The sequence below is a fragment of the Gemmatimonadota bacterium genome, assembly GCA_016712265.1.
Lineage (GTDB): Bacteria > Gemmatimonadota > Gemmatimonadetes > Gemmatimonadales > Gemmatimonadaceae > RBC101.
The window spans coordinates 1-14,222 of sequence record JADJRJ010000011.1 but is presented as its reverse complement, the minus strand read 5'-3'; the positions used below and the strand labels follow the sequence as shown (position 1 = coordinate 14,222).

Annotated in this window: 16 protein-coding genes; all 16 read left to right on the top strand. The window is 65.4% G+C overall.

Annotated elements, in window-relative coordinates:
- The first annotated feature begins 12 nt into the window (after positions 1-12).
- A complete protein-coding gene (locus tag IPK85_01695; GenBank protein ID MBK8246109.1) occupies positions 13-258 on the top strand; it encodes a hypothetical protein in 246 nt (81 codons plus the stop codon).
- Positions 259-307: 49 nt separating this feature from the next.
- Positions 308-1,309 carry a hypothetical protein gene (locus tag IPK85_01690; GenBank protein MBK8246108.1) on the top strand — a complete coding sequence of 334 codons (1,002 nt, stop codon included), beginning with the start codon at positions 308-310 and terminating at the stop codon, positions 1,307-1,309.
- Positions 1,310-1,322: 13 nt separating this feature from the next.
- On the top strand, positions 1,323-1,811 hold the full coding sequence (locus IPK85_01685; GenBank protein MBK8246107.1) for a hypothetical protein: 489 nt from the start codon (positions 1,323-1,325) through the stop codon (positions 1,809-1,811).
- 55 nt (positions 1,812-1,866) lie between these two features.
- Entirely contained in the window at positions 1,867-2,445 is a 579-nt protein-coding gene (locus IPK85_01680; protein ID MBK8246106.1) for a hypothetical protein, read from the top strand.
- 14 nt (positions 2,446-2,459) lie between these two features.
- Positions 2,460-3,362 carry a Mu-like prophage major head subunit gpT family protein gene (locus IPK85_01675; GenBank protein ID MBK8246105.1) on the top strand — a complete coding sequence of 301 codons (903 nt, stop codon included), beginning with the start codon at positions 2,460-2,462 and terminating at the stop codon, positions 3,360-3,362.
- 66 nt (positions 3,363-3,428) lie between these two features.
- Positions 3,429-4,112 (top strand): hypothetical protein, encoded by a 684-nt coding sequence (locus tag IPK85_01670; protein MBK8246104.1) that lies wholly within the window; start codon positions 3,429-3,431, stop codon positions 4,110-4,112.
- Positions 4,113-4,166: 54 nt separating this feature from the next.
- Positions 4,167-5,975, top strand: a complete 1,809-nt coding sequence (locus IPK85_01665) for a hypothetical protein (GenBank protein ID MBK8246103.1) — start codon at positions 4,167-4,169, stop codon at positions 5,973-5,975.
- A gap of 12 nt (positions 5,976-5,987) precedes the next feature.
- Positions 5,988-6,683 (top strand): hypothetical protein, encoded by a 696-nt coding sequence (locus IPK85_01660; protein MBK8246102.1) that lies wholly within the window; start codon positions 5,988-5,990, stop codon positions 6,681-6,683.
- Between the two features lie 32 nt (positions 6,684-6,715).
- Positions 6,716-7,024 (top strand): hypothetical protein, encoded by a 309-nt coding sequence (locus IPK85_01655; protein MBK8246101.1) that lies wholly within the window; start codon positions 6,716-6,718, stop codon positions 7,022-7,024.
- 3 nt (positions 7,025-7,027) lie between these two features.
- Positions 7,028-7,246 (top strand): hypothetical protein, encoded by a 219-nt coding sequence (locus IPK85_01650; protein MBK8246100.1) that lies wholly within the window; start codon positions 7,028-7,030, stop codon positions 7,244-7,246.
- Positions 7,243-7,425: a hypothetical protein gene (locus tag IPK85_01645; protein ID MBK8246099.1), complete on the top strand. Its 183-nt coding sequence runs from the start codon at positions 7,243-7,245 to the stop codon at positions 7,423-7,425. The genes IPK85_01650 and IPK85_01645 overlap by 4 nt, the downstream gene beginning before the upstream one ends.
- Positions 7,410-7,805: a hypothetical protein gene (locus IPK85_01640; GenBank protein MBK8246098.1), complete on the top strand. Its 396-nt coding sequence runs from the start codon at positions 7,410-7,412 to the stop codon at positions 7,803-7,805. Before IPK85_01645 ends, IPK85_01640 begins: the two co-directional genes overlap by 16 nt.
- Positions 7,806-8,117: 312 nt before the next feature.
- A complete protein-coding gene (locus tag IPK85_01635; protein ID MBK8246097.1) occupies positions 8,118-9,719 on the top strand; it encodes a hypothetical protein in 1,602 nt (533 codons plus the stop codon).
- Positions 9,720-9,722: 3 nt separating this feature from the next.
- A complete protein-coding gene (locus IPK85_01630) occupies positions 9,723-10,430 on the top strand; it encodes a hypothetical protein (GenBank protein MBK8246096.1) in 708 nt (235 codons plus the stop codon).
- Positions 10,430-12,319 (top strand): hypothetical protein, encoded by a 1,890-nt coding sequence (locus tag IPK85_01625; GenBank protein MBK8246095.1) that lies wholly within the window; start codon positions 10,430-10,432, stop codon positions 12,317-12,319. The genes IPK85_01630 and IPK85_01625 overlap by 1 nt, the downstream gene beginning before the upstream one ends.
- 328 nt (positions 12,320-12,647) lie before the next feature.
- On the top strand, positions 12,648-14,222 hold a 1,575-nt coding region (locus IPK85_01620; protein ID MBK8246094.1), incomplete at its 3' end, for a hypothetical protein.

Genomic DNA, 14,222 nt, shown 5'->3' with positions numbered 1-14,222 from the left:
CCGACCTTAGCCATGCCGCGACGATCTGCCGATTCCTCGATGCCCGCAAGACAGCCATCCTCTGGCGCGGAGAATGCGTTTGCTGGCCTTCCGGCCGCTCGCGAGACGTCGTTCGCCGAGCAGGCAGGCGCCGCCGGGACGCCACAAAGGCTGGTCTACTGGCGGGAATGCTCGCGCTCCCGGCCACCGTTCCAGAAGGGGCCCGCACCCCGCGCCATCAGCCCGATGGCGTCCGATTTCGAGATCATCGCGACCTAAGCGGCCCGGCCGGCCCGCATAAGCCCGGCCAAACCCAAAGGACACATCGTTGAGCGACTTTGAACGGAAGGATGACCTTCCGGCAGGGGCGGATTCTGTCCCTTCCGGCAGTGACTCCAACGATGATGCCGGCGGCGACTTCGAGGTCGTCGTTTCGGACCAGCCCGACAAACCGCCCGTCGAGGGCGCAGACGGCGTTCCGGGAGGCGACGACGCGCCCGAGCAGGGCGAGACCGACGACGCCCCAGCCGAGGAACAGCGCAGTCCGAAGAGCCGATCGGCGCGCGTGCGCGAGCGGTTGCGCCAGGAGCGCGACCAGGCCATCGCCGCCGCCCAAGCGCTGCACCAGCACAACGTCCAACTGGCGCAGGAGCGGCAGTCGCTCGCCATGGCGCGGGCGCAGCTAGAGCAGCAGGCCGTCGAAAACCGCTTCATGTACCTCCAGGCCGTGCAGCAGCAACTCACGGTCGAGAAGAGGCGGGCCATGGACGAGGGCCGATCCGACGATATCGCCCGGATCGACACGACCATGATGCAGTTGGCGCCGGAACTGCACCAGATCGCGCAGCGCCGCGGGATGATGCAGCAGCGGCCCCAGATGCCGCCGCCTCAGATGCCCCAGCAGATGCCGCCGCAGCAGATGCAGCGGCCCGCGCCGGTCCGGCTTCACGAAGCCGCGGAGAAATGGGCGAACGAGCAGACGGCGTGGCTCAATGCCGACCCTGCCCGCGTCGCCGACGCCCGCGGCATCGCCCAGCGCCTCGAAGCGCAAGGGTATTCTCCCGACGAGCCCGAGTATTACGACAAGCTGAACTCGGCCCTGAGGGCGATTCACAACGATTTCCGCCCCGTCAACCCGGTTCGTCCGGGAGGGGCGCAGCGGAGCGCCGGTTCGGCTGTTGCCGGCGTCACCCGTCCTTCCACCAGCCCGCCACGACAGACCAGACAGGTCACTCTGACATCCGAGCAGATGGCCTACTGCGAGCGGCACGGCATCAACCCGAAGTCCTACGCGCGCGAAATCCTCGCGATGCAGGGCAACGGGCGGTGAAGGAGAACACACCATGAAACAGCGCGACGAGCGGTCCCTGTCCGACCGCAGCATGTCGGATCGCGAAGCGACGGAACTCGACGAGGTTCTGTTCCGCGACCCGAACGACCTATTGGCCCTCACTCCGCCGGCCCGCGAGGGCGAGCATTTGCGCTGGGTCGCGCAGGAGCAGGCCAAGTACCGCAGCCGGGTGGCGACAGGCTACCGGCCGGTGAAATACTCCGAGCATCCCGATTTCCCGCCGTACAAGAACCTGATTTCCGCCGCCGCCGTTGGCGCGGACGACGTCGTGACGCACAAGGACAACCTCGTGCTGATGAAGGCCGCCGCCCGCCTCGTGGAGCAGCGGACCAGGCACTACGCGGAACTCGCGCATCGGCAGAACGTCGGCGCCCACCAGGCGGTCGACATCCCGCGCCAGCCGGGCGTGCCGATCACGGATGCCTCGGAACACTCAACCGATATCCAGCGCGTCCGACGCCCCGCTCAGTTCGGGTCGTAATACGCCGCTCGCCCCGTTTCGCGACGCGCTCCACCCCTAGCGATGGAGCGCCACAATGGCGAACACCGACGCACCCCGTGGGGCGGTCCCGATCAAGCATCTCGACGGCTCGCCGTACAACGGCGCGTTCACCGAGTACCTGATCGCCGACGCCTACAACACCACGATCTATTTCGGCGACTTCGTGAAGATGACGGCGACCGGCTATGTCGAACTGGCCGCCGCCGGCAACACCATCCTTGGCGTGTTCCAGGGCTGCGATTACCGCGATGCCAACGGCAACGTGGTCTTCTCCAAGTACTGGCCCGCGTCGACGTCCACGTTCAACGCGGAGGGGGCGAAGGCCCGCGTCATCGACGCGCCCGACGTCATCTTCGAGATGCAGCAGGACAGCGACACGAACACGCCGGCACAGGCCGATATCGGCACCAACGCCGATTTCATCTCGACCCATACCGGGTCGACGCTGACGGGCCTGAGCAAGGAGGAGATCGACACCTCCACCTGCACCACGGCGACCGCCAACCTCCGCATCCTCCGCTTCGTTCCGCGGGCGGACAACGAGGTCGGCAACTACGCCAAGGTCGAAGTGCTCATCAACGAGCATTTCTACAAGACCACGACCGGCATCTAAGGGAGGGCTGAGAGATGGCAATCAATCGTGCCCTCATCGCCAAGCAGCTGGTCCCTGGGATCAACGCGCTTTTCGGCGACACCTACAACGCGATCCCCAAGACCTGGGACAAGATTTTTCAGGTCATGTCTTCCGACCGCGCCTACGAAGAGGACGTCAAGCTGGGTGCGCCCGGCCTCGCCTCGGACAAGGCGGAAGGCTCCTCGGTCTCCTACGAGCAGTGGGGCGAGGAATACACGGTCCGCTACCAGCACGTCATGGTGGCGAAGGGCTTCATCATCACGGAAGAGGCCCTGGAGGACAATCTCTACGAGCGCGGCGCGATGCGTCACGCCCGGGCGATCGGCCGGTCCATGGCGATCACCAAGGAGATCAAGGGCGCCTCGATCCTCAACAACGCGTTCACCGCCGGCTCGTATGCGGGTGGTGACGGCGTCGCGCTCTGCTCGGCCTCGCACCCGGTCGGCGTCTACACCAACTCCAACACGGCGGCAGTGGACCTGTCCGAATCCGCCCTGGACGCGATGTATGTCGGCATGTCGTCGTGGGTCGATTCGGGCGGCAAGCTGTTCGCGGCTCGCCCGAAGATGCTGATCGTCCCGCCGGCCCTCGCGAGCACCGCGGAACGCCTGCTGAAGACCCAGCTTCGCGTCGACACCGCGAACAACGACGTGAACTGGATCGTCTCGTCGAACCTGCTGCCCGACGGGTACATGGTCAACCAGTGGCTGACCGACCCCGACGCGTGGTTCGTCAAGACGGACGTCGAGCACTCGTTGATCCATTTCAAGCGCTCGGGCGTGAAGAAGCGGATGACGGAGGACGAGGACACCTTCTCGCTGAAGGTGAACTTCTCCGAGCGATACAGCTTCGGCTTCTCCGATCCCCTCGGCATCTACGGCTCGTCCGGCGGCTGACGGAAGCGCGGGCGGGGCTTTCAACGGCTCCGCCCGACTTCGTCCTGATGACGAAAGGGGGCTGAAATGCCGAACATCACGCACTTCTCTGATCTGCGCGTCGGCCGCGGGGAAGGGCGCGGGTCCCGGTATGGGGTCCGCGGCCTCGATGTCGTCGTCGCGCAGCGCTACACGGTCACGCCTGCGGCGATCGCCACGGGCGCGGTCTGCGCCACGCAGTCGGCCGGCGCCGCCGGCAACCTCACCATCAACGGTTCGCTGGCATCGGGTGGTGTCGCCACTTTCGACGTCCCGCGCGCCGTCACGGTGACCACGTCCGGCAACGATTCCGGCGCCAACATCACGATCACCGGGACGGACGTCTACGGCAAGTCGATGGTCTGGACCACGGCCGGCCCGAACGCCTCGGTGACCACGTCTCCGAAGATGTTCAAGACCGTGACGCAGGTCGCGACCGACACCGCCATGGTGTCGACCGAGATCGCGGTCGGGTCGGGCGATCGTTTCGGCTTCCCGCTGAAGGTCGCCAAACGGTCGGACGTGGATATCTACTGGGACGGCGCACTCATCACGACCTCGTCCGGGTTCTCGGCCGCCGATACCACCGGGTCGGCCAAGTCGGGCGATGTTCGTGGCTACTACGGCGTCCAGTCCGCCGCAGACGCGACCAAGGTTCTGGATATGCGGATTTGGTCCGCCGATCCGGACACCACGGCCGGGCTCTACGGTGGAGATCAATATAGCGGTTGATAGGGAAGGGCTGCCCGCTCGGGCGGCCCTTTCTTCTTCTTCGGAGGTCACGCGATGCCGCGCATTTTCTCCACCAAGACGATCTTCGAGAGCAGCGCGGCGACGACCGGCGCGTCCACCGAACTCGATTTCAAGGACGATCTGGGCGAATGCACCCGTGCCGTCGTCGCGTCGATGAACGCCTCGGACAGCCTCGCCGTGCAGGTCTCCCTGGATGACACGACGTTCGTCACGGCCGCGACGTTCACTGGGTCGCCGGCGGTCTCGGCCTGGTCGCCGGCCCATGGCGGTACATCCGCGTCGTCAAGACGGGCACCAACGGGTCCGCGACGGTCAAGGTCAACGGCTGATGCTCGCGCTCTGACGCGCTCGGTCACCCGAGACGTCGGCCGGACCATAGGAACCGCAGCGTGGTCCCCTCTGGATGAGGCCGCGCTCGTCGATCTCTGGGACGGCCGCGACTTGGCGGACGGTGCAGTCGCTTCCTGGGCGTCCGCCAGCGATCCCGGGACCACGGTTGCGCAGTCGACCTCCGACAACCGCCCCACGGCGTCCAGCGGAACGGTCGCGTTCGACGGGTCCAACGACAGCCTGAGCCGCGCCCGCCTGCCCCGGACGCTAATCGCCACCTATTCCCTGCCTGATGCCAGCGGCGGAGACCCCGGGGAGGGGTTTACCTGCACCGGATTGGTTCGGGCGCCGGACGGGACGTGGTGGTGCGGCAACGATGGCCGAAACCTCGACGGCGATCTGACTTATGCGCCGTCACTGGTCCATATGTCGGCGGACTGGTCGACCAAGCTGGACGAGATCCTGCTGGCGCCGCTCTATCCGGGCATCGAGAGCGTCCAGGGCGTCGCCTACGACACGTCGGACGATACGCTGTGGTTTTCGGACCTGTCCGGAAACCTGATCCGCCACATCCAGACCGACGGCACGGTCCTGGACAGCGACGATATCGCGTTCACCGCGCCGAACGGCCTGGCCTACGACGCCGCCCGCGACATGCTCTACGTCGGGACGACCTCGGGCGTCTCGCGCGTCACCATGGCCGGCGCGGTCGACGCCGCCTATGACGCCGGGGCATCGACCTGGGATCAACTCTGGTACGACGCCGATCTCGACCTCGTCTATGTGTCCTGGGGCACGAACGGATCTGATGGCGGCCTCGTCGTCGTGGATATCGACGAGGATAGGATCGTCGCCGAATACGATCTCCCGGGGTTTGACGCCGCGGAAGGCATCCATCTCGACGGCCGGACCCTGACGACCCTCAACGACGGCTATTTTCACGGCACGCCATCCGGCGCGAACGCGGTGCTGGTCTACGATATCCAGCCCGGCGCGGCGCGAGTGGTTGACATTTTCGGCCTGTTCTCCGTGGCCTCGACCACGACCACGGACTCCGTGATCTGTGCCGGGGACCCGATCGGTGGGCCGGGGTGGGGTCTGTTTGCGGCCTCCAACGCCCAGCTTCGGGTCTTCGCGAACACCGCCGCCGGCACGACCGAGCGGGTGCAGATCGACTGCTCCGTGGCGACCCTTACGTCGATGCAGTTGGTCTATGTCCGGATCGACACCACGAACGAGGCGGTCACGATCTGGCGCAACGGGGTCGAGCGCGAGACCACGGGTTCCGCCGCGGCCCTGGACGGCATCCTGACCGGACACGCTGCGTTGGCGATCGGGAACGCACCGGATACCGGGGCACGGCAGCCGGCAATGTCGGTCAAATGCCTTGGCTATTACATGGGCGCCGGGGACCGGCAGCGGACACAGGCATGGATGGCGTGGGCCTTCGGGCACACCGACCTGTTGCCGTCCGACGATCCCTACAAGCTCGCCCCGCCCTGGAATGCGTGACGAGGTGACGAGATGAGCGCATCCGGCCTCCGCACCTTCACGATGGATTTCGCCGAGATCATGGACGACGCCATCGCCATGACCGGGGGCGAGGCGGCGGATGCATGGCTGCACAGGTACGGCCGGAGAGCGGCGAACCGCATCCTCGCCGATTGGGCCAATCGCTCGCTCAACCTCTGGCAGATGGTCTCCACGACCATGGTCCTGTCGGCCGGGGTCTCGACCTATTCCCTGCCCGACGACTGCCTCGACGTGACCGAGGTGCAGTATCGCGATGACAGTTCCGGGGACGATATCGACCTCACCATGGGGCGGCTGTCCCGGTCGGAATATGCGGCCCTGTCGAACAAGGCGACGGAGGGTCGGCCGTCCTCCTATGTCGTGCTGCGGGAACTCGACAACGCCCGGCTGATCGTCTGGCCGACGCCGGACACCGCATCGGCGGAAAGCCTCTATTACTGGTACATCCAGAAGAACCAGGACGTGACGTCGGCGGCCGAGAACATCGGTATTCCGGAGCGGTTCCTGCCTGCCTTCGTGGCGGGGATGGCATATGAGCTAGGGAAGGTCCGGCCGACCGTCGACGGCGGGAAGCTGGCGTATCTGAAACAGGAATACGAGGGGCTTCTGGTCCGGGCGCAGAACGAGGACCGGGAGCGGGTGCCGACCCGCATCACGGGCGATTTCTCGGCGTACTGGCGGACCTGAATATGTGGGGCACGGGTCTTTCCGCGCTGACCTTGGCCGGTCGCGCCGCCGATCTTGCCTACAAGCGCGGCCTTGGATGGTTGGGGCTGAGCGGTCTGGGCCTGAAAGCCGCCGAACAGGCGCCGTCCCTGGCACGCGAATACTACGACACTGGATCGGTCGCCGAGCCCGTCAAGTCGCTCGTGGCCTCGCTCGCCTCGCAGGCGGCGATGGGGCTCATCACGCCCGAAGAATTCCGCTGGCAACTGGACCGGATCGTGGGGCGTTCCCAGCCCCAGCAAAGCCCGATCGACGCGCTCTATCAGGCCGTCATGGCGCAGCAGAACGATCGGGTGGCGTGACCGATGAAGTACCGCGGCCCCAAGGCGGAATGCGACCGCTGCGGCGGCGAGTTCTATCACCACGAACTGGAAAAGCAGATGCAGGCGTCCGAGCGGACGCTGACCTGGACCGGGTTTCTCGTCTGTCGGGAGTGCCTGGACAAGGTGGACATCAAGTTCGTGAACCCGCCTTTGGGCGATCCCTATCCGATCTTCCCCCCGAACTACGGCAAGGCGCGATGACGAAACTGGCCGCTCCTGCGAACGCGAAATCGGCCTCGATCCGGGTCACGGTGATCCGGGCCGATGGCAGGGTCGAGGATCACGGCGTCGTCGCCTTCTACCACCGCAATCCGCTCTACCGCTGGGCCTACAGGGTCCGCCGTGCGATCAGGAGAATTCTGCCATGGCGACAGTCGTAACCACGGCCGGACGCGCCGTTGCCGTCAACCGGCTCCGCGGCACGGGCACAGAACCGCTCTACATCGGATGGGGAACGGGTGCGGGTACGGCGACGACCGGGGCGACGTCGCTGTATACCGAAACCGCGTCCGATCTTTCGGCCACCACCGGGTCGCGGATTACCGGGACGAGCGCGTCCTATTCGACCACCGTTACCGGCGACACCTATCGGGTGACGGGGACCTATACCGCCTCGGACTCCGGGACGGTGACCAATGCCGGGCTGTTCGATGCCTCGACGATCACGGCGGGAAACCTGTTCATGTACGGCGATTTCACCGGGATCGGCCTCGCCGCGAACGACGCCATCGCGTTCACCATGGACGTGATCTACGGGTGATCGTGAATGGCTCGTGCGTGGGCGTATGATGAGGGACTGACTCAAGTCTCCGCGACGTCGGCCACATACACAGCGATGGCGTCTGTTACGCTTGACCTTGTGTCAGGCCGGGATTACGCAATTTTCTGGGGCGCTCTTTGCGCGGCGAGTGACACTTCCACGGTTTCCGGGCTTACTTGTCGCAATGAAACTTTTAACTCTAATCTCGCGCGAATCCGCAATACATTTCCCGATGCAACCGACTACGTCTGGCAAGGCGGCGTTACAGTTTATCCGGCCCCGAGTTCCAGTTCCTTTACTTTCGGGATCGGGATGTATCGGGACGGAGGCGCGGGAACCGCTTATGCCAAGGGTGGGCGGATATTTGTCCTGGAGCTGACATCGTCTGATGTCTCCGCATTCAATCGCGCCAACCAGCAGACGTCATCGACGACCCCCGTCGACGCGATCACGCTTAATTTCACTCCCGCGACAGAGGGCGACTACCTGTTCATCGCCTCTGCCGAGTTGGGTAACGCTGGATATACGATCGACCTCGAAACACCCAGCGGCGCGCATATCAACCAGCTCGCAGACGACCTTCGGCTGACGACCGCATACTGCGGCTGGGCTGCGATGTGGCGTGAAACGGTCCCCGCATCCGCGTCGACGGCCAAAATCCGGTGGTGGCGATCGGTCGGAACCGGGAATGGTAATTTCGACGACGGCACCATCGTCGGGTTGCGGCTGGATCAGTTGGTCGGGGCGCAGACCGCGCAGACGTCGACGCCAAGTTCTGGGACCGACACGTCCTACGTTCAGGCGCTATTGCTGTCCGCGACGGGGCTGGAGCCGACGGTCAGGCCGACATTTCTTCTCGCGTTCGGGAATATTGACGCTGGCTCGACATCAAGCAGCAGCTATGTCGATCTGCGCGAGGACAGCACCGCTTTGATGGAAGGGTTGCACGTCGAGGGCGGCGGCTCGCGCGGCAGTCTTCCCGGCATCATGCCGTATCGCATCACCCAGAACGCGGCCGATATTGATTTCGACATCCGGCGGAAGTCCGAAAGCGCCATTACGTCCTCGGTCACGACGGCCGCGCTGGCGGTAATCGAACTCAACACGGAATTCTCTCAAGCGCTTTCGGCAAGCGTTACCCAGTCGCCGAGCATTCGCAAGACGATGCTGAAAAGCCTCGCCGCGCAACTGGTGTCGGCCGCCACCCTGACCGCGAGCACGATCTTTGCTCGCGCCATGAGCGCCACGGTCACGCTTTCGGCCACGATGCGCCGGCAGGTCCACAAGGGCCTGTCCGCAACGCTCTCCTTGGCCACGACCATCTGCAAGACGGTCAGCAAGAGCCTGTCCGACACGCTGACGCTGACGGCGACGATCGCCAAGGCGTTCCCGGTCCGGCTTGTCGCGTCTCTGTCCGCAACAGCCTCGATCACGAAGATGATCGCCAAGAGCCTTGCCGCATCGCTCGGCCTCACCGCCACGATGCAGCGGGTCAAGACGGCCATCGTTCACCTGTCGGCCTCGGTTCCCCTGACCGCCTCGTTGGCGACGATCCGGGTATTCCAGCAGGCGCTCTCGGCCTCGATCACGCTCACCGCGTCGATGACGAAGACGATCTCCAAGCGCCTCGTCGCGACGCAATCCATGATCGCCCGGCCGATCCGGTGGGTGGCGACCCTGCTCGCCGCAACCCGGGGCGACAAGCCGAACTGGAACCAGTGCGCGCGCTGTGCCCGGAAGGTGCGGCCGAACAAGCTGCTCCAGCAGATGGAATACCGCGGCCCGCGACTGGTCTGGACCGGGCTCTACGTCTGTTCGTCCTGCATCGACGAGCCGCAACAGCAGGGGATTTGGCCTCGGGAAACCGGCGGCGATCCCCGGCCCGTCATCCTCGCCCGACCGAGACGAGACTAGCCCATGGCAATGACCTATGCGTCCATAATCGCCGACGCCCCGGGCTGGGCCAATGACGAGAGCGACGAGTTCGCCGCCGTCCTCCCGACGCTGCTGGAGCGCGCGCAGGATCGCTGTTCCGACGCCTTCGCCGAACTGGAGCAGTTCAAGACCTCGGTCTCGGGAACGCTCACGGCGGGGTCGGCCAGTCTGTCACGGCCCGCGGACGCGATCTTCTTCCGTTCCGTCGAGATTACGGTTTCCGGCTCGATCCGCCTCCTGGAGCGGCGCGACGTGACCGTCCTCAAGGAGATGTATCCGACGAACACCGCGCAGGCGGCGCCGAAGTATTACGGGGAGAGCGGACCATCGAACCTCCGCGTCGCCCCGACCCCGGACAGCGCCTATTCCTACACGATCTGGTACGCCCGGAAATTGCCGTACCTGTCGGGCTCGATCACGTCGAACTGGCTGACCGACTACGCCCCCAACGCGCTGCAATACGCGCTGATGGTCGAGTCCTTCGGGTGGAAGGACTATCCGGACGAAGTGCGGATGTGGTTGGGCTATTTCGGCCGGGCGGTGAACGACATTCGCAAGCGCCATGGCCTGAACGAGCGCGACGACTACCGCGCGCTCTATTCCGGTTTCTCGATCGACAACCAGGGTGATTTCCCGGTGCCGATGGGCGTCCGCGCCCGTTCCGCCGCGCCGCAGGATGGGGGTAGCTGATGCCGAGTTCCGCAACGCCCATTCTCAAGCTGGAAGACCAGGCGACCGGCGAGAACGCTGCGACCTGGGGCACCAAGACCGACAACAACCTCGAACTGGTCGAGCAGGCGATCAAGTCGGTCTATTCGTACTCCTGCGCGGCCTCGGGCGATATCACGTTGGACGACACGCAGTTCGTCGCCAACGACGTCCGCCGCGCCATGATCCGCCTCACCGGCTCTCGCTCTGCGGCGGGTAATATCGTCGTTCCGACCCGTCAGGGGTGGTGGTTCTTCGAGAACCTGACCACGGGCGGGTATGCGATGACGGTCAAGACGTCGGCGGGCACGGGGATTTCCCTCCCGGCCTCCGGCGGCATCTACGGCCTGTTCTGCGACGGCACGAACGTCGAGAACATGGAATTGGTCAACGACACCCTGTTGCAGGCTGAGCTTGGCGCGATCTCGGCCGGCGGATTCTACACCACGTCGTCGTCGTCGAACGCGATCTCGGTGGCGGGCACCAACCTCACCTTCACCACGGCGGACAGCGGGAAGGCATTCACGGCCGGCACGCCGCTGCGGATCGCCCGGACGTCGGACCCCGCGAACTACTACATGGACGCGATCGTGGTCGACTACACGTCCACCACGCTACAGGTCACGGTCACCGACGCGGTTGGGTCCGGCACCTTCTCGGCATGGTCGATCTCCGTTGCGGGCGGCCCGTCCATCACGTCCTCGACCATCGTCCGCCGGGCGGTCACGACCAACGACACGATCGAACTGACGGACAATGGCGGCCTGATCGACTGCACGTCGGGATCGTTCACTCTCACGCTCCCGGCCGCGGCGACCGCTGGAAACGGGTTCAACGTCCGGGTGGTGAACTCGGGCTCGGGAACCGTGGTCGTGGATGGCGACGGGTCGGAGACGATCAACGGTTCGGCCAACAAGTCGCTGGCGCAGTACCAGTGCGTCCACCTGTTCTGCAACGGCACGGGATGGGTGATCCTCAGCCCGTCGAAGATCGTTACCTCGGAACTCGGGACCGGGACGGCGGACAGCACGACATTCCTGCGGGGCGACCTGTCCTGGGCCGTCGCCGGCGCCACGCTGCGCACGGTCTCGTCAAACGACACTCTCGTCGCCTCGGACAACAAGAACATCGTCCGCGTCACGTCCTCTGGCGTCACGCTGGGCACGACGGCCGCGGCCACGCTCGGGGCCGGATGGCGCTGCCGAGTGCAGTGCGGGGGCGACTACAACGACCTTTTCTATGTGATCATCAACCCGAACTCGACCGAGGAAATCGACGATCAGACGCAGATCATCGCCTATCAGGGCGAGGAATTCGACGTCTATTGCGACGGGACGAAGTTTCATACGAGCCGCGCCAACGGCTTGGTGTTCTTCGGCGAGCAGGCCACGACCTCGGCTACGACGCTCGCCATGTATACGGACAGCGTGTTCTACGACGATCCCGAGATCATCGGCGGCGAGTTCCACATCGATGCCTTGAACCACAACAGCGGGTCGAACCGCGACCTGTATCTCAGGGTCTACGACGGCGGGTCGGCCATCAGCACTAGCAGCTATGCCTACGGCTACATGACGGCCTACGGCACCCCGGCCGGGGCGGAATCCTCCGGGGCTGCGCAAGTCCTCCTGTCGAACTACGACAACGGCTCGCCGTGTTCCGGTATCGTCCGGTTCACCAACGCCCGCGCGACGGACGGGCGGACGGTCGGATCGTTCCAGACCGCGACCCCGGACACGCCAACCCCGCGGATCGGGTCCTGGGTCTACAAGGCCGGCGAGATCGAGGGCTTCCAGTTTTCGTTGAGCGGCGCCGGGGACTTCAATGCCGGCGTCGTCCGCTGGTACGGCATCCGTGGCCGGCGTGCCTGATGCCGTTCAAACTCGCCTCCTTGAAGTTCCGCCCCGGCATGGTGCGGGACGACACCGAGTATTCCGCAGAGGGAACCTGGGTCGACGGCGACAAGGTGCGGTTCTACCGAGGCTTTGCCGAGAAGATCGGCGGCTGGCAGCGGATGCAGTCCGCCGGGGTCTCCGGGAAATGCCGCGGGCTGTTCGCGTGGTCGGACAACACCGGCAACCGCTGGCTCATGGCCGGCACCCACACCGGGCTTTACGTCACCGATACCGACACCCTGCACAACATCACCGGCTGGGCCGTGTTCGCTCTTTGTGCTATGGTAATGGTAACTGGCTCGCCGTGGGCGAGGGCGGGGAAGCCGCCTATTCGATCGACGGCACGACGTGGACCATCCTCGACGATATCGGGATGGGAACCTCGGTCATCCGGGACTGTGCCTATGGCAACGGGACCTGGGTGCTGGTCGGCGATCACGCCCAGATCGCGAAATCGACGAACCTTTCCGGCTGGGAAGTCGGGACGATCAACGCCTTCGTCGGGACCCGATCCCGCGCCACGATCTACGCGGTAGAGTACGACGGTTCTTCGGTCTGGGTCCTGGCCGGACAGGGCGGCGTCATGGTCACGTCGACCGACCTGGAGACGTTCACCACCGCCGCCCCGGATTTCGGCGTCTCCGATATCTACGACGTCCAGCACACCCAACAGGCGTTCGGCGGCTCCTACTGTTGGGTTGCCTGTGGCGCCGATGGGAAGATGCGGCGAAGCATCGTCTCCGCGGGCGTCCTGGCGACGACGACATGGGGCGTCGTCTCGACCGGGATCGACGATACCGACCTGTGGACGCTGGAGTACGACAATTCCACGACGACGTGGATTGCCGCGGGCGAGCGGGCACGGCTGCTGACGGCGGGGACCGCGGTTCCCACGAACATGACGTTGCAGAAGTCCTCGTTCCTGGCGGGGCGCAACGTCACGATCTACTCGGGCGGCAATCTCACCTCCGTCTCGTTCACGATCTCGGGCACGACAACCCGGAACGAGGTGACGACGGAAAGCCTGACCGGGCCGAACAACTCCACCGTGACCTCGATCAAGCGGTGGCGGGAAGTCACCCAAGTCGCGGCATCCACCGCCGTCCCGTCGAACGTCGAAGTCGGCTACACCGAGGATCGCGACGCCGTTGCTCAGGCGCAGACCCTGGGGGCCGCGGGAAACCTGGTCCTCAACGGCGCCGATGCCTCGGGTGGAACGGTCGATTGGGGGCCGGTCGACGAAACGATCTGGGACGTTGCCGCCTACAACACCGGCGGCACGACGTACTGGATGGCCGCGGGCGACAACGGGAAGCTCGCCACGGCCTCGGGTTCCACGCCCTCGGCATGGACGCAGGTCGCCTCCACGACCGCTTCCCAAGCCCTCTACGCGGTCATCAACAACGCCTCCGGGACATGGGTCGCGGGGGGCGACAACGGCGCCCTCGTCCCTCCACGGCCACGGCTGGTACCTCTGTGGTCGGCCTGCGCACTCCCGCCCTTCGGGAAGAGGCCGCCGGCAGGTCAACGAACACGTCAGGGCGTCCGGGGTGGGGTGCCGAGTGGTCCGATCCGCGCGCCGAGGGGGTGGGGCTGGTCCGACCCCGCCGACGCGACCGAGATCTATCCCCGCACATGGTCCCTGACGAAATGGGGACAGTACGGCATCGCCAATCCGCGATACGGCCAGATCAGGGAATGGCGGCTCGACGAGGACGTGACCGCGCAGGTGGTTTCCGGCTCCCCGCGCCGGGTCAACGCCGTGATGGTCACGGCCGAAAACATCATGGTTGCGCTGGGGTCGGACCAGGACGGCACGTTCGATCCGATGCTGGTCTCATGGTCGGACGTGGCGGACAACACGACCTGGATTCCGCAG